We start from the raw sequence: 16,593 nt of genomic DNA, 5'->3' as shown, positions 1-16,593 counted from the left end.
AGGAGCCCGCTGTGACCGGTCAGCCCATCCCCGTGATCATCGACTGCGACACCGGCGTCGACGACGCCCTGGCCCTGCTGCTCGCCGTACGCCACCCCGGCCTGGACCTGCGGGCCGTGACCTGCGTGGCCGGGAACACGGACGTCGACGGTGTGGTCCGCAACACCCTGACCGTGCTGGAGCAGGCGGGCGCCCCGGACATCCCGGTGGGCCGGGGCGCCGAACGCCCGCTGATCGAACCCGCCCGCTCGGCCCGGCATGTGCACGGCTCGGACGGCATGGGCGACCTCGGCCTGCCCGCGCCGACCCGCACCCCCGTCGACCTCGACGCGGTCGCCCTGCTGCGCCGTGAGATCCTCGCCTCCCCCCGCCCGGTCACCCTCATCCCCACCGCACCGCTCACCAACATCGCCCTGCTGCTGCGCACCCACCCCGAGGTGACCCGCAACATCGAGCGGATCGTCTTCATGGGCGGCGCGGTCGCCGTCGGGAACGCCACGCCGGTCGCCGAGTTCAACGTCTGGCACGACCCGGAGGCGGCGGCGATCCTGCTCACCGCCGGGGTGCCGATCACCATGTACGGCCTGGACGTCTTCATGCAGGTCGTCGTCGACGCCCCGGACGTCCACCGGCTGCGCACGAGCAGCGACCCCGGCACCCGGCTGGCCGGCGAACTCCTCGCGCACCGGCCGACCACGCAGGGAGAGGCCCCGGAGGCGGAGGAGGCGGGCGGCCTCGGCGACGCGGGCGCGGTGTGCGCGGTCGCCGACCCGGCCGGCATCACCACCCGGCTCCTGCCCGTCGAGGTCTCCCTGGCCCCGGGCCCGACCCGGGGCCAGACGATCGTCGACCGCCGCCCCCGCCCCGGCGAGTCCGAGATCCACGAGGGCAAGCGCGAACACGCCCTGGTGGACGTGGCGTTGCAGGTCGACGTGGACCGGTACGTGAAGCTGTACCTGGAGACCGTGGAGCGCCAGGGGGTGGCGTTCGGATCATCCCGGCGTCCGAACGACACCCCCTAGTCGGCGGCGGGCTTCGCCGTCCAGCGTTCCTCCACCCGCGCGACGCGCCAGTACGACAGTGCCGCCGCCCACACCACCACGAACAGGCCGACGATGAGATAGCCGACGTTGTCCAGGTCGAGTCCGGCGATCCAGCCCGTGACGCCGTCGTGCAGACCGAACTTCTCGTGCAGGACCCCGACCAGCTCGATCGTGCCGATGACGAAGGCGACCGCGATGGACAGGCCGGTGATGGCGAGGTTGTAGAAGACCTTGCGGACGGGGTTGGAGAACGCCCACTGGTAGGCGAAGTTCATGAAGGTGCCGTCGAGGGTGTCGAACAGGCTCATGCCGGCGGCGAAGAGCAGCGGCAGGCAGAGGACCGCGTACCAGGGCAGGCCGGCGGCGGCGCCCGAACCGGCCATCACCATCAGCGTGACCTCGGTGGCCGTGTCGAAGCCGAGCCCGAAGAGGAAACCGAGCGGGAACATCTGGCCGGGCCGGCTGATCGATTTGGTGAGGCGGCCGAGGATCCGGTTCATGAAACCGCGCGAGTCCAGGTGCTGTTCGAGCTCCCGCTCGTCGTACGCCCCGCCGCGCATCGCGCGGAAGACCCTGAGGATGCCCACCAGAGCGACCAGGTTCAGGGCCGCGATGAGGTAGAGGAACGTGCCGGAGATCGTCGTTCCCAGGAACCCGAGCACCTGGTGGGTCCGCGAGTGCTCGTCCATCACCTTGCCGGCGAGCTGCGTACCGCCGGCGATCAGCACCGCCAGCACGACCACCACGCTGGAGTGCCCCAGCGCGAACCAGAACCCCACCGACACCGGCCGCTTCCCGTCGGCCATCAGCTTGCGTGTGGTGTTGTCGATCGCGGCGATGTGGTCGGCGTCGAACGCGTGCCGCATACCCAGGGTGTAGGCGGTGATGCCGAGGCCGATCCCGAAGACGTCGGTGCCGACCCTGTAGTGCTCGGGCACGACCAGCAGGAAGAGGATCCCGAAGGCGACGACGTGCAGGGCGACGATCACCGTCAGCAGTCCCGCCGTCTTCAGGGTGTCCTCGCGCCGCCAGCGGAAGGAAGCAGCATCGGCCATCGGGTTCACGCTCCAGCACCTCGTGGATCACTTCGTGAGCTGCCGTGGCCGGTCTCCTGGCTTACGGGGTGGTGCGCTCTTCGGTCCCTGCCTTCCCAGCCGTACGACCGACCAGTGGCCCGGCTGCTGCCGGACGGGACCGGAACTCCCCGGTCACAGTGGCGAGGGCCGCGTCGACTTCTCATCGACTTCCCGAGCACCACGGCCCGCCCACCGTACGGGCGGGAGCGGTGCACTGCATAGCTGCGCACCCGTGCAGGTATTCAAGATCACAAAGCCACCTGCGAGGATGACGCCATGCATCTCGTGCCTGCCGACCGAGCCGACCGGCGCACCATCGACGGTCACCGGGTGTGCGAGGCGATCGCCGCCATCGGTGACGCGGACCGGGTGCGCACCTGGGCCGGCCGCTTCTCGCTGCTGGCCGACGCCAACCGGCTCGCCCTGCTCCTCGCCCTGCACCGCACCGGCCCGCTCGCCGTCTCCGACCTTGCCGTGGCCACCGGAATGAACGATCCCGCCGTCTCCCAGGCCCTGCGGCTGCTGCGGGCGGCGGGCGTCGTGGCCGGGGAGAAACAGGGACGGGTGGTGCGCTACCGCGTGGTGGACGCCGAGCTGCGCACGGTGCTGGACCTCTGCTGAGGTGCTCCCCTCGGCCCCCCATGCGAAGGTTCCCTTTCCGGGTCATGTGGACAGATTTGTACTGTCGTCCACCTCCCCCTGAAGGGATCCCGTATGGCCCCTGTGGCAGACCGCTCCCCGGACCTCTCCTCCAAGAACCCCGACTGGTGGCGTCAGGCCGTCATCTACCAGGTCTACCCCCGCAGTTTCGCCGACGCGGACGGCGACGGCCTCGGCGACCTGCGCGGCATCACCCAGCGCCTGAGCCACGTCGCCGGCCTCGGTGCCGACGCCCTGTGGCTGAGCCCCTTCTACCCGTCGGAGCTGGCCGACGGAGGCTACGACGTCGCCGACCACCGGGACGTCGATCCCCGCCTCGGCACCCTGGACGACTTCGACGCCCTGGTGGGCGAGGCCCACCGGCTCGGCCTGAAGGTCGTCGTCGACATCGTCCCGAACCACACCTCGCATCTGCACCCCTGGTTCCAGGAGGCCCTGCGCTCCGCCCCCGGCTCCCCGGCCCGCGGCCGCTATGTCTTCCGCCCCGGCCGGGGCGTGCACGGCGAACTGCCGCCCAGCGACTGGCAGTCCGTGTTCGGCGGCAGCGCATGGAAGCGCGTCCCGGACGGCGAGTGGTACCTCCACCTCTTCGCTCCCGAACAGCCCGACCTCAACTGGGACAACGAGGAGGTCCGCGCCGACTTCCGCTCCACCCTGCGGTTCTGGTCCGACCGGGGCGTCGACGGTTTCCGCATCGACGTCGCCCACGGGCTGGCCAAGGACCTCACTGAGCCGCTGCGGGACATCGGGGACCTCGGTGCCACCGGCGAGGCGGCCCTGCCGCACGTCCCGCCGGGCAGCCACCCGTACTGGGACCGCGACGAGGTTCACGAGATCTACCGCGACTGGCGCAAGATCCTCGACGCCTACAGCCCGCCGCGCACCGCCGTCGCCGAGGCCTGGGTCCCGGGCGCCCGCCGTGCCCTGTACGCCCGCCCCGACGAACTCGACCAGGCCTTCAACTTCGAGTACCTGGAGACCGGCTGGGACGCGGAGGAGCTGCGGCAGGTCATCACCGACTCCCTCGCCACCGCCCGGGCCGCCGGCGCCTCCGCCACCTGGGTGCTGTCCAATCACGATGTCGTACGGCACGCCTCCCGCCTGATGCTGCCGCCCGGCACCGACCCGGCGGCCTGGCTGCTGTCCGGCGGCACGGCGCCCGCGATCGACACCGGGGCGGGCCTGCGCCGGGCCCGCGCCGCGACCCTCCTCATGCTCGCGCTGCCCGGATCCTCGTACCTCTACCAGGGCGAGGAACTCGGTCTGCCGGAGGTCGCCGACCTGCCCGCCGCGGTCCTCCAGGACCCGATCTGGGAGCAGACCGGCCATGTCCGCAAGGGCCGCGACGGCTGCCGGGTGCCGCTGCCGTGGACGCGGAGCGGACCGTCGTACGGCTTCGGGCGCGGCGCGGCCTGGCTGCCGCAGCCGGCGTCCTTCGCGTCGTACGCCGTCGAGGCGCAGACGGGGGCCGAGGGCTCGACCCTGGAGCTGTACCGCACTGCCCTGCGGCTGCGCCGCAAGCTGCTGGAGGGCGAGACGCTGACCTGGACACCGGACGCGCCCGCCGGCGTCCTGGACTTCACCCGCTCGGACACCTGGCGCTGCGTCACGAACCTCACCGCCGACCCGGTGCGGCTGCCGCCCGGGGAGGTGCTGCTGGCCAGTACGCCGCTCGACGGGAACGCGAACCTCCCGCCGGACACGACGGTCTGGCTGGCCTAACCGACGGTCGGGCTCGGGCTCGGTCCCGAGCCCGTGATGCCGTTGATGTCGACGGGTGTGGAGGTGGGGCTCGGGGGCGGGGTGAGGACCACCTCCGGCTGGCCGGCGGCCGGGGGCGGCGGGGTCAGGTCGGAGTCGGGCAGCTTGGGCGGGGTCGTCTGCTGGAACAGGGTCTGGTCGAAGTCGACCAGGCCCGTCTTCTCCATCACCGTCATGTGGTCCAGAACCGTGTTGTTGGCCTGGTCGGCGAGGGCGCGCACCAGCGCGTTCTTGGTGGTCGACCGGATCTTGGAGATGGTGTTGAAGATCGAACCGTGCGTCATCCGCAGGATGTTGGCGAAGTCGCTGTCGAACTTCTTGCCGCTGTCCGCCTTCAGCTGGCTGACGAAGCCCTGCTGCTGGGGACTGGGCAGGTTGGGCAGCGTGATGTTCAGCATCGGCGCGATCTTGCGGCAGGTGATGTCCAGCGCCGCGTGCCCGTCGACCAGGTGCTTGCTGGCCGTGATGACCGCCGGAGTGGTGCCCTTCTGCAGCCCGATCTGGCCCACCGGGTACTCCCACAGACCGGCCGCCCGCACCTTCACCACGAAGTCCCGGTCCTGCTCGGTGAGCGGTCCCCACTGGGTGTTGGCGATGATGCGGTCCTGGGCGGTGGTGACCTTGTTCAGGCCGAGCATGCTCGGATAGGCCAGGGCCACGAGGGTCATGGCCATCGCACCGCCCACGAAGAGGGTTCCCGTCGCGTTCCGCGAAAAGCGCACCGTGCCTCCTGCCCGGTCGTGGATCCGCCCACGGTGACGGCGTGGGGCGGTTCGGACGCACAGCAGTACGTACGGGGAAGCGATTCGTCTCGGTGGTTCGGGTAAAAACTCCCGGACGGCCAGGTCCGGTTGCCGATTGCCATGTGTTGGTGTGCATGACACATGGTTGGTCAAACGTTGACCGGTCTCCGGGAGAAAGCAGCCGAAACACGGTCCTAGATTCGCCGCATGTCCCCGCAGCCCCCGCCCCGCACGCCCGCCTCCCGCACCCCCCTCCCCGTCCTCCCCTACCGCAAGCCCACCAGGGACCGCGACTACTGGGTCCTGGACGACGCCCTGCCCGAGATCGACGCCGTACGGGAGCGGTGCCTGGCCAAGGACGACTGGGTCAAGGGCTACCCGTACACCTCCGAGACCTGGCCCGGCCTGCGCGCCATGCCCGGGCTGGAGCCGCCCGAACTCGCCCATGTCGAGCGTCTGGTGAAGAAGGCCACCGGGGCGAAGGAACTCTGGGTGCAGCAGGCGCCCGGCGGCGGCACGCTGAACCACAACTGCGTCCAGGTGGTCGGCGAGGGTGAGAGCGAGCCCCGCCCGCACACCGACTCCCGCGCCCTGTGCCGGTACGCGGCCGTGCTGTATCTGAATCCCGGCGTCCCCAAGGACTGCGGCACCGCCTTCTACCGCCAGTCACTGCCCGGCGGCCGGCTCGGCGGCAACATCGTCCAGGCCCCGCACAACAACCTCGTCGAGGCCCTGGGAACCCGTTTCGTGCCCGGCGACCACTTCGAGGAAGACGTCCGCGTCCCGCACAAGTACAACCGCCTGCTCCTCTACAGCGCCAACCTGGTGCACAGCGCGACCCGTTACCACGGCACGACGCTGGAGGAGAAACGGATGACGGCGGTGTTCTTCTGGATGGCATGAGGCGTCTGCCCTGACGGGCTTCCCCCATCGGGGGGTCCTTGGCACACCTGTACGGTGAACAGTGGCGTCCATGTGGCTCATTCATTCGAGTCGAATCCCTCGAACGAGGTAGCCGGCGTCAACTCTGCTTGACGTGATCAAGAACCTCAGATGGGCCGCCCTCGCGGTCGCACTCCTTGTCGTGCCCTTCATGGCACCCACTCCGGCCCAGGCGCAGAGCCGTTCCGCCGTGACGTACATCGTCCCGGTCGCGGCGGCGGTTCACGCACTCCCCGTCGCCGCAGAGGTGCGGACCGGGTATCAGCGCACCAGCTTCAAGCACTGGAATGCGGGCAAGAACCCGACCGACGGCTGCAACACGCGAGCCGAGGTGCTTCTCGCGGAGGCGGTCGACCCGCCTCTGGTCCTTCCGGGGTGCAAGCTGTCCGGAGGCCGCTGGTGGTCGTACTACGACGCCAAGTGGATCACCTCGGCCGCCGCCCTGGACGTCGACCACATGGTGCCGCTGGCCGAAGCCTGGGACTCCGGGGCGTCGCAGTGGACGGCGGAGCGGCGCGAGGCCTATGCGAACGACCTGGACGTCCCGGCCTCACTCGTCGCCGTGTCGGCGGCCTCGAACCGCAGCAAGGCCGACCAGGACCCGGCCGAGTGGCTGCCGCCGGCAGTCGACGTCGTGTGCCGGTACGTCTCCGAATGGGTCGGCACCAAACTCCGCTGGGGACTCACCGCGGACGCCGTCGAACTCGAAGCGCTCAACCAGCTCGCGGAGGCGTGCCCCGATACGACCGTGACCTACCAGCCCGCTCCCTGAACCCCGACGGGCCCCGGAACGATCCGGGGCCCCTCGCCCGTGCGAACCCGGAGCGCACCGTGGGGCTCCTCGGCGGGCAGCAGCACCTCCGCCGCTGCACGGGTTCCCGTCACAGCGCCAGCAGCAGGGCCACCAGCGCCGTGCAGCCCGCGCACACCGCCAGCGTGACGCCCACGCAGCGCCGGCGCAGTTCCTGGTAGCGGTGCTCGTACTCAGTGCGCAGGGACGCGCAGCGGGCTGCGATCCGTTCCAGGTCGGTCCGGGCCCGGCGCAGGCTGTCGGCGACGTACCGCCGCTCGATCTCCTCGCGCTGCCCGCTCGTCAGCCACTCCAGGGGCCCGGTGAACTCCCGGGCGCGCTGCTCCGCCTCGGCGATCCGGGCCTGCCAGAGCAGGTAGCCCTCCACCTCGTTGGCCAGGGCGCCGTCGGAGCCCGGCCGGGGCGGACCGGTCATCCCTGGCCCCGGTCGGGCCGTGCCGGGATCGCGGCCGCCTCGTGCTCGCTCATCGCGATGTCGGGGTGGTGCAGGTCGAACGCCGGGGACTCGCTGCGGATCCGCGGCAGGGTGACGAAGTTGTGCCGCGGCGGCGGGCAGGAGGTCGCCCACTCCAGCGAACGCCCGAAGCCCCACGGGTCGTCCACGCCGACCGGCTCCCCGTACCGGGCCGTCTTCCAGACGTTGTAGAGGAACGGCAGCATCGACAGACCGAGCAGGAACGAGCTGATCGTCGAGACCGTGTTCAGGGCGGTGAAGCCGTCGGCCGCCAGGTAGTCGGCGTAGCGGCGCGGCATGCCGTTCGCGCCCAGCCAGTGCTGGACCAGGAAGGTGCCGTGGAAGCCGACGAACAGCGTCCAGAAGCACATCTTGCCGAGCCGCTCGTCGAGCATCTTGCCGGTGAACTTGGGCCACCAGAAGTGGAATCCGGCGAACATGGCGAACACGACCGTGCCGAAGACCACGTAGTGGAAGTGCGCCACCACGAAGTACGAGTCGGAGACGTGGAAGTCCATCGGCGGCGAGGCCAGGATGACACCGGTCAGGCCGCCGAAGAGGAACGTCACCAGGAAGCCCGCGGCCCAGAGCATCGGTGTCTCGAAGGACAGGGACCCCTGCCACATGGTGCCGATCCAGTTGAAGAACTTCACCCCGGTCGGCACGGCGATCAGGAAGGTCATGAAGGCGAAGAAGGGGAGGAGGACGCCTCCCGTGACGTACATGTGGTGGGCCCACACGGTCACGGACAGACCGGCGATCGCGATGGTCGCGGCGACCAGTCCCATGTAACCGAAGATCGGCTTTCGGGCGAAGACCGGGATGATCTCGGTGACGATGCCGAAGAACGGCAGCGCGATGATGTACACCTCGGGATGGCCGAAGAACCAGAACAGGTGCTGCCACAGCAGCACACCGCCGTTGGCCGCGTCGAAGACATGGGCGCCGAACTGGCGGTCCGCCTCCAGGGCGAACAGCGCGGCGGCCAGGACCGGGAAGGCGAGCAGGACCAGGACACCGGTCAGCAGCACGTTCCACACGAAGATCGGCATCCGGAACATGGTCAGGCCCGGGGCGCGCATGCAGATGATCGTGGTGATGAAGTTGACCGAGCCGAGGATGGTGCCGAAGCCGGAGAAGGCCAGACCCATGATCCACATGTCGCCGCCGACGCCCGGTGAGCGGATCGCGTCCGTCAGCGGGGAGTAGGCGAACCAGCCGAAGTCGGCCGCGCCGTCCGGGGTGAGGAAGCCGCCCACCGCGATGACCGAGCCGAACAGGTACAGCCAGTAGGCGAACATGTTCAGCCGGGGGAACGCCACGTCGGGCGCGCCGATCTGCAGCGGCATGATCCAGTTCGTGAAGCCGGCGAACAGCGGGGTGGCGAACATCAGCAGCATCACGGTGCCGTGCATCGTGAACAGCTGGTTGAACTGCTCGTTCGAGATGATCTGCAGGCCCGGACGGGCCAGTTCGGCCCGCATGATCAGCGCCATCACGCCGCCGATCAGGAAGAACGCGAACGACGTCGCCAGATAGAGCGTGCCGATCGTCTTGTGGTCGGTGGTCGTCAGCCACTTCACCACGACACTGCCGGGCCGCCTGCCCCTGACCGGCACCTCGCTCTCGTACGCCTCCTCGGCGGCGCCATGGGGTTCGTTGAGGATGCTCACTGGTCGTCTGTCTCCTGATGCTCGCGGGCCGCGCACGCCATGACATCGGCTACTCGCCATCCTTGCTGCGCGGTGCCGCGCTCGACGCCCTGTGCGGCCGACGCGCGGCCGATCGCGTGACGGATGCACACGGACGGCGCAATCCGGCCGCCCCCGGCCGGCCGTTGTCGCCGCGTTCGAGATGCGTCCCGGGTGATCCGGTTGAAGACTCGGGGATTATGACCTGTCCAGGATGCGCAGGGTCGAGGATCCTTACTCGCCGCATGTTGCGCAGGCACTGATCAAGACTTCCCGAGTGGTGAACACGGATGAGCAGCATCGCCGTCGTGGGGGCCGGGCCGGGGCTCGGAGCCGCTGTCGCGCGGCGGTTCGGGCGGGAGGGGTTCGACGTCGCCCTCTTCGCCCGGAACCGGGAACGGCTCGACGCGCTGGTGCGGGAGCTCGGCGGGAGCGGGATCGGCGCCCGGGGGTTCGTCGCCGACGTGCGCAGGCCGGAGGAGCTGGCCGGGGCACTGGAGCGGGCGGCGGGCGAGGTGGGGACCGTCGAGGTGCTGCAGTACAGCCCGGTGCCGCACCGGGACTTCATGCGGCCCGTGCTGGAGACCGGGCCGCGCGATCTCGTCGGGCCGGTCGAGTTCTCCGTGTACGGGCCCGTCGCGGCCGTGCAGCAGGTGCTGCCGGGGATGCGCCGGCTGGGGCGCGGGACGATCCTCTTCGTCAACGGCGGGACCGCCGTCGTACCGCACACCGAGCGGGCCGGGACGTCGATCGCGTTCGCCGCGGAGACCGCCTACGGCCATCTGCTGCACGAACGGCTGGCGGGGGAGGGGATACACGTCGCGCAGCTGGTGATTCCGGGGGCGATCACTCCGGGGCATGCGCGCAAGGACCCGGCGGTGCTCGCGGAGACGCTGTGGGGCATGCACCGGGACCGGCACGGGTTCCGGCACTTCGCCGACGATCTGGACGGCTGACGGCGTTCGGTCAACCTGCGAGGTGAGGATTTGTAGGCCAATATGGTGATGTTGGCCGTATTGCTCTCTGCAAGGGGGCCTCCATGGCTGTCGAAATCCCTGCGCTCATCAAGCCGTCCCGGCTCAGAGGCCGGGGAGGGCTGCTGGGCGAGTGTCTCGCCGAGTTCCTCGGGACCTTCGTGCTCATCTCCTTCGGCTGCGGTGTGGTCGCGACGGCGGTCGCCGCACTGCCCGGCTCGGGCCGTGCCGCCACCCCCACGACGATCTTCCTCGCGGCCGGCGACTGGCTGCTGATCACCTGGGGCTGGGCCTTCGCCGTCGTCTTCGGCGTCTACGTCGGCGGCGGCGTCAGCGGTGCCCATCTGAACCCGGCGGTGACGCTGGCCATGGCCGTGCGCCGCGGCTTCTCCTGGGCCAAGGTCCTGCCGTACTGGTTCTCGCAGGTCGTCGGCGCGCTCACCGGTGCGGCGCTCGTCTACCTCGTGTACCACCAAGCGATCCACGCCTTCGACGCCGCCGCGACGGGCCCGAAGGTGAACGGGCACACCAACGCCACCTTCTCCATCTTCGCCACCTTCCCGGCGCCGTACTTCCACGGCGGCTACTGGGGTCCGCTGGTCGACCAGATCGTCGGCACGGCCTTCCTGCTCATGCTGATCGCCGCCGTCATCGACCTGCGCAACCAGGCGGTGAAGGCCAACCTGGGGCCGCTGGTCGTGGGCTTCGTCGTGGCCGCCATCGGCATGTCCTACGGCGCCAACGCGGGCTACGCGATCAACCCGGCCCGTGACTTCGGGCCGCGCCTGTTCACCTATGCGGCGGGGTGGAACGGCCTGGCGTTCCCGGGCAGTGTGCCGGGGTCGTTCAGCGCCTACTGGTGGATCCCGATCGTCGGCCCGCTGATCGGCGGTGTCGTCGGCATCCTGGTGTACGACCTCTTCATCGGCGACGTCCTGCTCGTCCGGGCGGAGCTGGCCGAGCTGCCCGAGCCGGGGCGCACCCGCCCGGTGGTCGAGACCGACGAGGAGTGAACGGGGCTCAGCCGCAGCCGCCGCCGTCCGCCTCGGTGGCCGCCCGGCGGGCCGTCGCCGCGATGTCCTCCAGCGCCGCCAGATGGCGGGCGAGCGCCCTGCGGCCGGTGAGCGTGAGTCCGGCCCAGGTGCGCGGGCGCTTGCCGAGGTACCCCTTGCGGATGCTGACGTAGCCCGTCTTCTCCAGCGCGGAGAGGGTCTTGCTCAGCGTGGAGTCGGAGACCTGGCAGTAGTCCCGCAGGACGGCGAACTCCGCCTCGCCGCACGCCGAGAGGTAGGCGGCGAGGGCCAGCCGGGTCGGGTGGTGCAGTTCGCGGTCCAGCGCGGGGGGCGCGCCGCCGGTGGGGCCGGTCATGCGGTGCGGCCCTGCCGGATCCCGCGCAGGACGTAGTCCGTGCCGGAAGCCAGGCCGATGCCGACGAGCCAGCCCGTGGTGCCGTACGGGATCGCGGCCAGCAGGCCGACGGCCACGGGAATGAACGGCACCACCCAGGCCTGCCAGGCCGGACGGCCGGGCCGGCGGTCCCGGTTGAACCAGCGGGTCACTCCGCCGTGGTGCGCGCCGAGCCACAGCAGCACGAGGAAGGCGCCCAGGCACACCACGGCGGCGGCCACCAGCCAGTCCCCCCATCGCGGCCACTGCTCGGCCAGGCCCAGTGCGGTGAAGCCGGCCGCACACGTCAGACCCTGGCCCATCGCGTAACCGAGAGGCCGGCCGCGCTCGCCCGCCTCGCGGGCCGCCGTCCGTGCGGCGCAGGCGGCGGCAAGCGCGGCCCGCGCCTGCCGGGCGTCCATGGGGTCCCCCGTGCTGTCCATGTGTGTCCCTTCGACGGTGGGGCGGGCAGAGGCGGTGGTCGGCCGCCTCTCCTTCATACCCGTAAGCATGGACAGTACTTTCCATAAATGCAAGTACTTTCGGATCGCGTCGAACCCGACCGCGTCGGGCACGGGATGTCGGGTGCGGCAGGGTGGTCCCTTCCTAACGTTGGTGATCGAAAGGGAAGGGGACCGGGATGCTGGAGCGGCTCAACCAGGCCATGGAGCACATCGAGTCGCATCTCGACCGGCCGATCGACGTGGCCGATCTCGCGCGGATGACAGCGATGTCGGAGTACCACTTCCGTCGGCTGTTCTCCGCGCTGGCCGGCGTCCCGCTGTCGGAGTACATCCGCCGCAGACGGCTGACCGTGGCGGGCGCCGAGGTGCTCGCCGGTGAACGGACGCTGCTGGACGTCGCCGTGCGCTACGGCTACGGCTCGGGAGAAGCCTTCGCCCGTGCGTTCCGGGCCGTCCACGGTGTGGGTCCGGGCGAGGCCCGGCGGACCGGTGCGGCTCTGCACTCCCAGCCCCGGATGTCCTTCCGGCTCATCATTGAAGGGAGCAGCAGTATGCGATACAGGATCGTGGACAAGGACGAGTTCCGTGTGGTCGGCAAGAAGGCCCGTGTCCCGCTCGTCCACGAGGGGGTCAACCCGGCGATAGCCGAGTTCGTCCGCGGCATCGGCCCCGAGACGCTGGCGCGTGTCACGGCGCTGTCCGACCAGGAGCCGGCGGGGATCGTCGGCGTGAGCGACCAGCTCGATCCGAGCCGGGCGGAGGGGACCGAACTCGACTACTACCAGGGTGTGGTGACGAGCGCCGAAGCGCCCGAGGACATGGACGTCCTTGCCGTCCCGGCCGGGACGTGGGCCGTCTTCGAGAACTCCGGCCCGTTCCCGCAGGCGCTCCAGCACCTGTGGCGGGACGTGTTCATGCAGTGGTTCCCCTCGAACCCCTACCAGAGCAGGCCGGGACCCGAGATCCTCCAGGTGAGCGTGGCACAGGACGGGACACAGGCGGACGCGAAGCTGTGGATTCCCGTGGAACGGGCCGCCGCCTGAGCGAACCCCGCATCACAGGGGATGGTTGGGCCAGTCCAGCAGGCGGGCGCCGATGACGGCTGTCTGGAGCATGTAGCGGTGGGCGGGGTCGGTCGGGTCGGCGGTGGTGAGTTTGTGGATGCGCTCCAGGCGGTAGGTGAGCGCGCGGACGCTGAGGGACAGGCGGCGGGCGGCCTCGGCGGCCACGCAGCCGGCGTCGAAGTAGGCGCTCAGCGTGTCCAGGAGGGGGACGGCGCCGCCGCGGGCCGAGGCCAGTGGGCCGAGCGTGTGCTCCACCAGGTCGACCAGGGCCTGCCGGTCCCGCGCCAGCACCGGGTAGACGAGCAGGTCGGCGGCGCGCAGCACCGGCCCGGCAAGGTCCAGACGGGCCGCCATCTCCAGCGCGGCGAGGGCCTCCTCGTACGACTGCACGACCCCGCCGGCGCCGTGCTGCGGACGGCCGATGGCGATCCGCGGTGCTGCGCCGGCGGTGCCCGTCGCCGCGTACACCTGCTTGGCGAAGTGGACGAGGATCTCGTCCTCCTCGCCGGGCGCGACACACAGCAGCCGGCCGTTCTTGGTGGTGAGCAGGATGCTGCGGGAGTCGAAGCGGGCGAGTACGGCGGCCTCGACGCGGCGGGCGGCCGGGCCGCCCTCGACGTACGCGGACGGGCCCTCGGCGACGGCCACCGCGTGCGCCTGGGACAGGCGCAGGCCGAACCGCTCGGCGCGCTCGGCCAGGCGGCCCAGGTCGCTGCGGCCGTAGAGCAGGTCGTCGATGAACTCCCGGCGCGCCGCCTCCTCGCGGCGTACGGCGAGCCGCTGGGCGCGTTCGTAGCCCTCGGCGAACGCGTCGATCGCCTGCTCCACGGCGGCCAGGGTGGCCTGGCCGCTCTCGGCCCGACCGGGTACGGCCGGCCAGGCGGCGCGGGTGGCGGCCAGGTGGGCGACGACCAGCGCGCGCAGTCCGTGCCCGGCGTCGGCGGCCTGCTCCCCCAAAGTCCGCCGGGTCTTCAGCTCCTCCCTGGTCAGCCGCCGGCCGGTGACCGCGACCTCGGCCAGCGTCCGGGCGAAACCGTCCAGATAGCGCTCCGGTATGCCGCTTGTGTCGTGCTGCTCCCCCACGCCTGCCCCGCCCCTGTGTTCCCCCGTGTTCCTGACGCGCCGGTGACGGTTTCTTAGCGCCTGTCCGGCATGCAGACACTAGTGAACACTGCCGGAAACCGGCAATGCGCGGACGTATGCCCTGCCGCACCATCTCCTGCGGGGAGCACTACGGAGGGCAGCGGTGCCGGGCACCTGGCGCATGGCGTGCCGGCTGACCGGCCCCGCAGCACCGGGGGGCTCCGTATCCCGTCGTCTGACGCAAGGACGTGTGGTCATGGAAGCGCTCGGCGTGCTCGCCGTCGTATGTCTCTTCACCGTGCTGCTCGCGGTGCTCGCGTTCTCCCGGCTGTACCGCAAGGTGGACCAGAGCCAGGCCCTGATCGTGTCGAAGACGCGGCAGGTCGACGTGTCGTTCACCGGGCAGGTCGTGCTGCCGATCGTGCACAAGGCCGAGGTCATGGACATCTCGGTGAAGACGATCGAGATCAGCCGCTCCGGCCGGGACGGGCTGATCTGCCGGGACAACATCCGCGCCGACATCCGCATCCTGTTCTTCGTGAAGGTCAACAAGACCGTCCCGGACGTCATCAAGGTCGCCCAGACCGTCGGCACCGAGCGCGCCAGCCACCAGGACACGCTGCAGGAGCTGTTCCACGCGAAGTTCTCCGAGGCGCTGAAGACCGTCGGCAAGCAGATGGATTTCACCGACCTGTACACCAAGCGCGAGGAACTGCGGTACCACATCATCGAGTTGATCGGCATCGACCTCAACGGCTACCACCTGGAGGACGCGGCGATCGACTACCTGGAGCAGACCCCGCTGTCCCAGATGGACCCGGCCAACGTCCTCGACGCCGAGGGCATCCGCAAGATCACCGAGCTGACGGCGGTCGAGCACGTCCGCACCAACGAGGCCCGCCGCAACGAGCAGAAGGAGATCACCCGCCAGGACGTCGACGCCCGCGAGGCCATCCTGGAGCTGGAGCGCCGGCAGGCGGACGCCGAGATCAAGCAGAAGCGGGAGATCGAGACCTCCCGGGCGCGCGAGGAGGCCGAGACCGCCCGTGTGGTGGAGGAGGAACGGCTGCGCGCGCAGGCCGCCTTCCTGCGCACCGAGGAGCAGCTGGGGGTCCAGCGCGAGAACCAGGCCCGCGAGATCGCCGTAGCCGCGAAGAACCGCGAGCGGGTCATCGCCGTCGAGAACGAGCGCATCGAGAAGGACCGGCTGCTCGAAGTCATCGCCCGGGAGCGGGAGACCCAGCTGACGAGGATCGCCGCCGAGAAGGAGGTCGAGGCGGAGAAGCGGGACATCGCCGAGGTCGTCCGGGAGCGGGTCGCGGTGGACCGTACGGTCGCCGAGCAGGAGGAGTCCATCAAGAAGCTGCGCGTGGTCGAGGAGGCCGAGCGGGAGCGGCAGGTCCTCGTCATCGCCGCCGAGGCGGAGGCGCAGGAGAAGCTGGTCAAGGACATCAAGGCCGCCGAGGCGGCAGAACAGGCCGCCACCCACCGGGCCGCCGAGGAACTCACCCTCGCCGAGGCCCGGTTGAAGACCGCCGACCTCGACGCCCGGGCCAAGCTGCGGCTCGCCGAGGGCGTCCAGGCCGAGGCCGCCGCCGAGGGGCTGGCCGCCGTACAGGTCCGCGACAAGGAGGCCGAGGTCACCGTGAAGGCCGGGCGCGCGGAGGCCGAGGCCACCGAGGCGCGGCTGCGGGCCGAGGCCGAGGGCACACAGGCCAAGGCGCTGGCGGAGGCCGAGGGGGCGCGGGCGAAGGGGCTCGCGGAGGCCGAGGGGGCGCGGGCGGCTGCGGAGGCCACCGAGGCGCGGCTGAAGGCGGAGGCGGAGGGTGCCCGGGCGAAGGCGCTCGCCGAGGCCACCGGTATCGGCGAGAAGCTGAAGGCCGAGGCGGCCGGCCTGACCGAGAAGGCCGCCGCGATGGCCGCGCTGGACGAGGCCTCGCGCGGGCACGAGGAGTACCGGCTGCGGCTGCAGGCGGAGAAGGAGATCCGGCTGGCCGGGCTGGAGACGCAGCGGCAGGTGGCCGAGGCGCAGGCGACGGTGCTGGCGACCGGGCTGGAGAACGCCGACATCGACATCGTCGGCGGGGAGTCCGTCTTCTTCGACCGGCTGGTGTCCGCCGTGTCGCTCGGCAAGGGGGTGGACGGATTCGTCGACAACTCCCTTACCGCACAGGCCCTGACCAGGCCGTGGCTGGACGGTACGGGCAGTTTCACGGAGGACCTGAGCAGGCTGCTGGGCTCACTCGGCTCGGCGGACGTGCGGAACCTGACGGTGTCGGCCCTGCTGGCGAAGCAGATCAGGGGCGGCGGCCCGCAGGCGGGTCAGCTCCAGAAACTCCTCGACCGGGCAAGCGAACTGGGCCTCGCCGACACGCCGGTGACCGCGCTGAACGGGAGCGGCGCGCAGAGCTGACGCGGGACGGGGGTGGCGCAGCCACGAC

Annotated in this window: 16 protein-coding genes and 1 riboswitch; of the genes, 9 read left to right on the top strand and 7 right to left on the bottom strand. The window is 70.8% G+C overall.

The features are described 5' to 3' along the window. Positions 1–11: 11 nt before the first annotated feature. A complete protein-coding gene (locus ACIGXP_RS10510; RefSeq protein WP_399766450.1) occupies positions 12–1,022 on the top strand; it encodes a nucleoside hydrolase in 1,011 nt (336 codons plus the stop codon). On the opposite strand, the gene ACIGXP_RS10505 is transcribed toward ACIGXP_RS10510, so the two are convergent. After that, positions 1,019–2,098, bottom strand: coding sequence for a HoxN/HupN/NixA family nickel/cobalt transporter (locus tag ACIGXP_RS10505; RefSeq protein ID WP_399766447.1), 1,080 nt, complete (start codon positions 2,096–2,098; stop codon positions 1,019–1,021). The two genes, ACIGXP_RS10510 and ACIGXP_RS10505, sit on opposite strands and share 4 nt — an antisense overlap. A 28-nt stretch (positions 2,099–2,126) precedes the next feature. Next, a riboswitch (cobalamin riboswitch) is annotated at positions 2,127–2,317 on the bottom strand. Between the two features lie 78 nt (positions 2,318–2,395). Here ACIGXP_RS10505 and ACIGXP_RS10500 point away from each other — a divergent pair. Both ACIGXP_RS10500 and ACIGXP_RS10495 read left to right on the top strand, forming a co-directional pair. Beyond that, complete coding sequence (locus ACIGXP_RS10500) at positions 2,396–2,740, top strand: ArsR/SmtB family transcription factor (protein ID WP_399766444.1); 345 nt, start codon at positions 2,396–2,398, stop codon at positions 2,738–2,740. 93 nt (positions 2,741–2,833) lie between these two features. Further along, positions 2,834–4,501: a glycoside hydrolase family 13 protein gene (locus ACIGXP_RS10495; RefSeq protein WP_399766441.1), complete on the top strand. Its 1,668-nt coding sequence runs from the start codon at positions 2,834–2,836 to the stop codon at positions 4,499–4,501. Here the strand turns inward: ACIGXP_RS10495 and ACIGXP_RS10490 are convergent. After that, the gene (locus tag ACIGXP_RS10490) at positions 4,498–5,214 is read right to left on the bottom strand and encodes a DUF4142 domain-containing protein (protein ID WP_399767231.1); all 717 of its coding nucleotides are present in this window, start codon (positions 5,212–5,214) and stop codon (positions 4,498–4,500) included. The two genes, ACIGXP_RS10495 and ACIGXP_RS10490, sit on opposite strands and share 4 nt — an antisense overlap. 276 nt (positions 5,215–5,490) lie before the next feature. On the opposite strand from ACIGXP_RS10490, the gene ACIGXP_RS10485 reads away from it, so the two are divergent. Then, positions 5,491–6,186, top strand: coding sequence for a DUF6445 family protein (locus tag ACIGXP_RS10485; protein ID WP_399766438.1), 696 nt, complete (start codon positions 5,491–5,493; stop codon positions 6,184–6,186). A 133-nt stretch (positions 6,187–6,319) separates the two neighbouring features. Further along, positions 6,320–6,997, top strand: a complete 678-nt coding sequence (locus ACIGXP_RS10480; protein ID WP_399766436.1) for an HNH endonuclease family protein — start codon at positions 6,320–6,322, stop codon at positions 6,995–6,997. Positions 6,998–7,106: 109 nt separating this feature from the next. Here ACIGXP_RS10480 and ACIGXP_RS10475 read toward each other — a convergent pair whose 3' ends face one another. Both ACIGXP_RS10475 and ctaD read right to left on the bottom strand, forming a co-directional pair. Continuing rightward, on the bottom strand, positions 7,107–7,451 hold the full coding sequence (locus ACIGXP_RS10475; protein WP_399766433.1) for a cytochrome C oxidase subunit I: 345 nt from the start codon (positions 7,449–7,451) through the stop codon (positions 7,107–7,109). Next, entirely contained in the window at positions 7,448–9,163 is a 1,716-nt protein-coding gene (gene ctaD / locus ACIGXP_RS10470) for a cytochrome c oxidase subunit I (protein ID WP_399766431.1), read from the bottom strand. Before ctaD ends, ACIGXP_RS10475 begins: the two co-directional genes overlap by 4 nt. A gap of 308 nt (positions 9,164–9,471) precedes the next feature. Between ctaD and ACIGXP_RS10465 the strand changes: the two genes are divergently transcribed. Both ACIGXP_RS10465 and ACIGXP_RS10460 read left to right on the top strand, forming a co-directional pair. Next, positions 9,472–10,137: an SDR family NAD(P)-dependent oxidoreductase gene (locus ACIGXP_RS10465; RefSeq protein WP_363215177.1), complete on the top strand. Its 666-nt coding sequence runs from the start codon at positions 9,472–9,474 to the stop codon at positions 10,135–10,137. An 83-nt stretch (positions 10,138–10,220) separates the two neighbouring features. Continuing rightward, a complete protein-coding gene (locus ACIGXP_RS10460) occupies positions 10,221–11,168 on the top strand; it encodes an MIP family channel protein (RefSeq protein WP_363215176.1) in 948 nt (315 codons plus the stop codon). Positions 11,169–11,175: 7 nt separating this feature from the next. On the opposite strand, the gene ACIGXP_RS10455 is transcribed toward ACIGXP_RS10460, so the two are convergent. Beyond that, positions 11,176–11,523, bottom strand: coding sequence for a winged helix-turn-helix domain-containing protein (locus ACIGXP_RS10455; protein WP_399766426.1), 348 nt, complete (start codon positions 11,521–11,523; stop codon positions 11,176–11,178). Beyond that, entirely contained in the window at positions 11,520–11,984 is a 465-nt protein-coding gene (locus ACIGXP_RS10450; RefSeq protein ID WP_363215174.1) for a hypothetical protein, read from the bottom strand. The genes ACIGXP_RS10455 and ACIGXP_RS10450 overlap by 4 nt, the downstream gene beginning before the upstream one ends. A gap of 197 nt (positions 11,985–12,181) precedes the next feature. Between ACIGXP_RS10450 and ACIGXP_RS10445 the strand changes: the two genes are divergently transcribed. Next, positions 12,182–13,048, top strand: coding sequence for a GyrI-like domain-containing protein (locus ACIGXP_RS10445; protein WP_399766423.1), 867 nt, complete (start codon positions 12,182–12,184; stop codon positions 13,046–13,048). A gap of 12 nt (positions 13,049–13,060) precedes the next feature. Here ACIGXP_RS10445 and ACIGXP_RS10440 read toward each other — a convergent pair whose 3' ends face one another. Next, positions 13,061–14,152, bottom strand: coding sequence for a PucR family transcriptional regulator (locus ACIGXP_RS10440; protein ID WP_399766420.1), 1,092 nt, complete (start codon positions 14,150–14,152; stop codon positions 13,061–13,063). 256 nt (positions 14,153–14,408) lie between these two features. Here ACIGXP_RS10440 and ACIGXP_RS10435 point away from each other — a divergent pair, with 256 nt between their 5' ends. After that, positions 14,409–16,565, top strand: coding sequence for a flotillin family protein (locus tag ACIGXP_RS10435; protein WP_399766417.1), 2,157 nt, complete (start codon positions 14,409–14,411; stop codon positions 16,563–16,565). Positions 16,566–16,593: the final 28 nt, after the last annotated feature.

The sequence above is a fragment of the Streptomyces sp. NPDC053069 genome (assembly GCF_044546895.1).
Lineage (GTDB): Bacteria > Actinomycetota > Actinomycetes > Streptomycetales > Streptomycetaceae > Streptomyces.
Note: the sequence above shows the minus strand (reverse complement) of the source record. Positions and strands in the feature narration are given on the sequence as shown.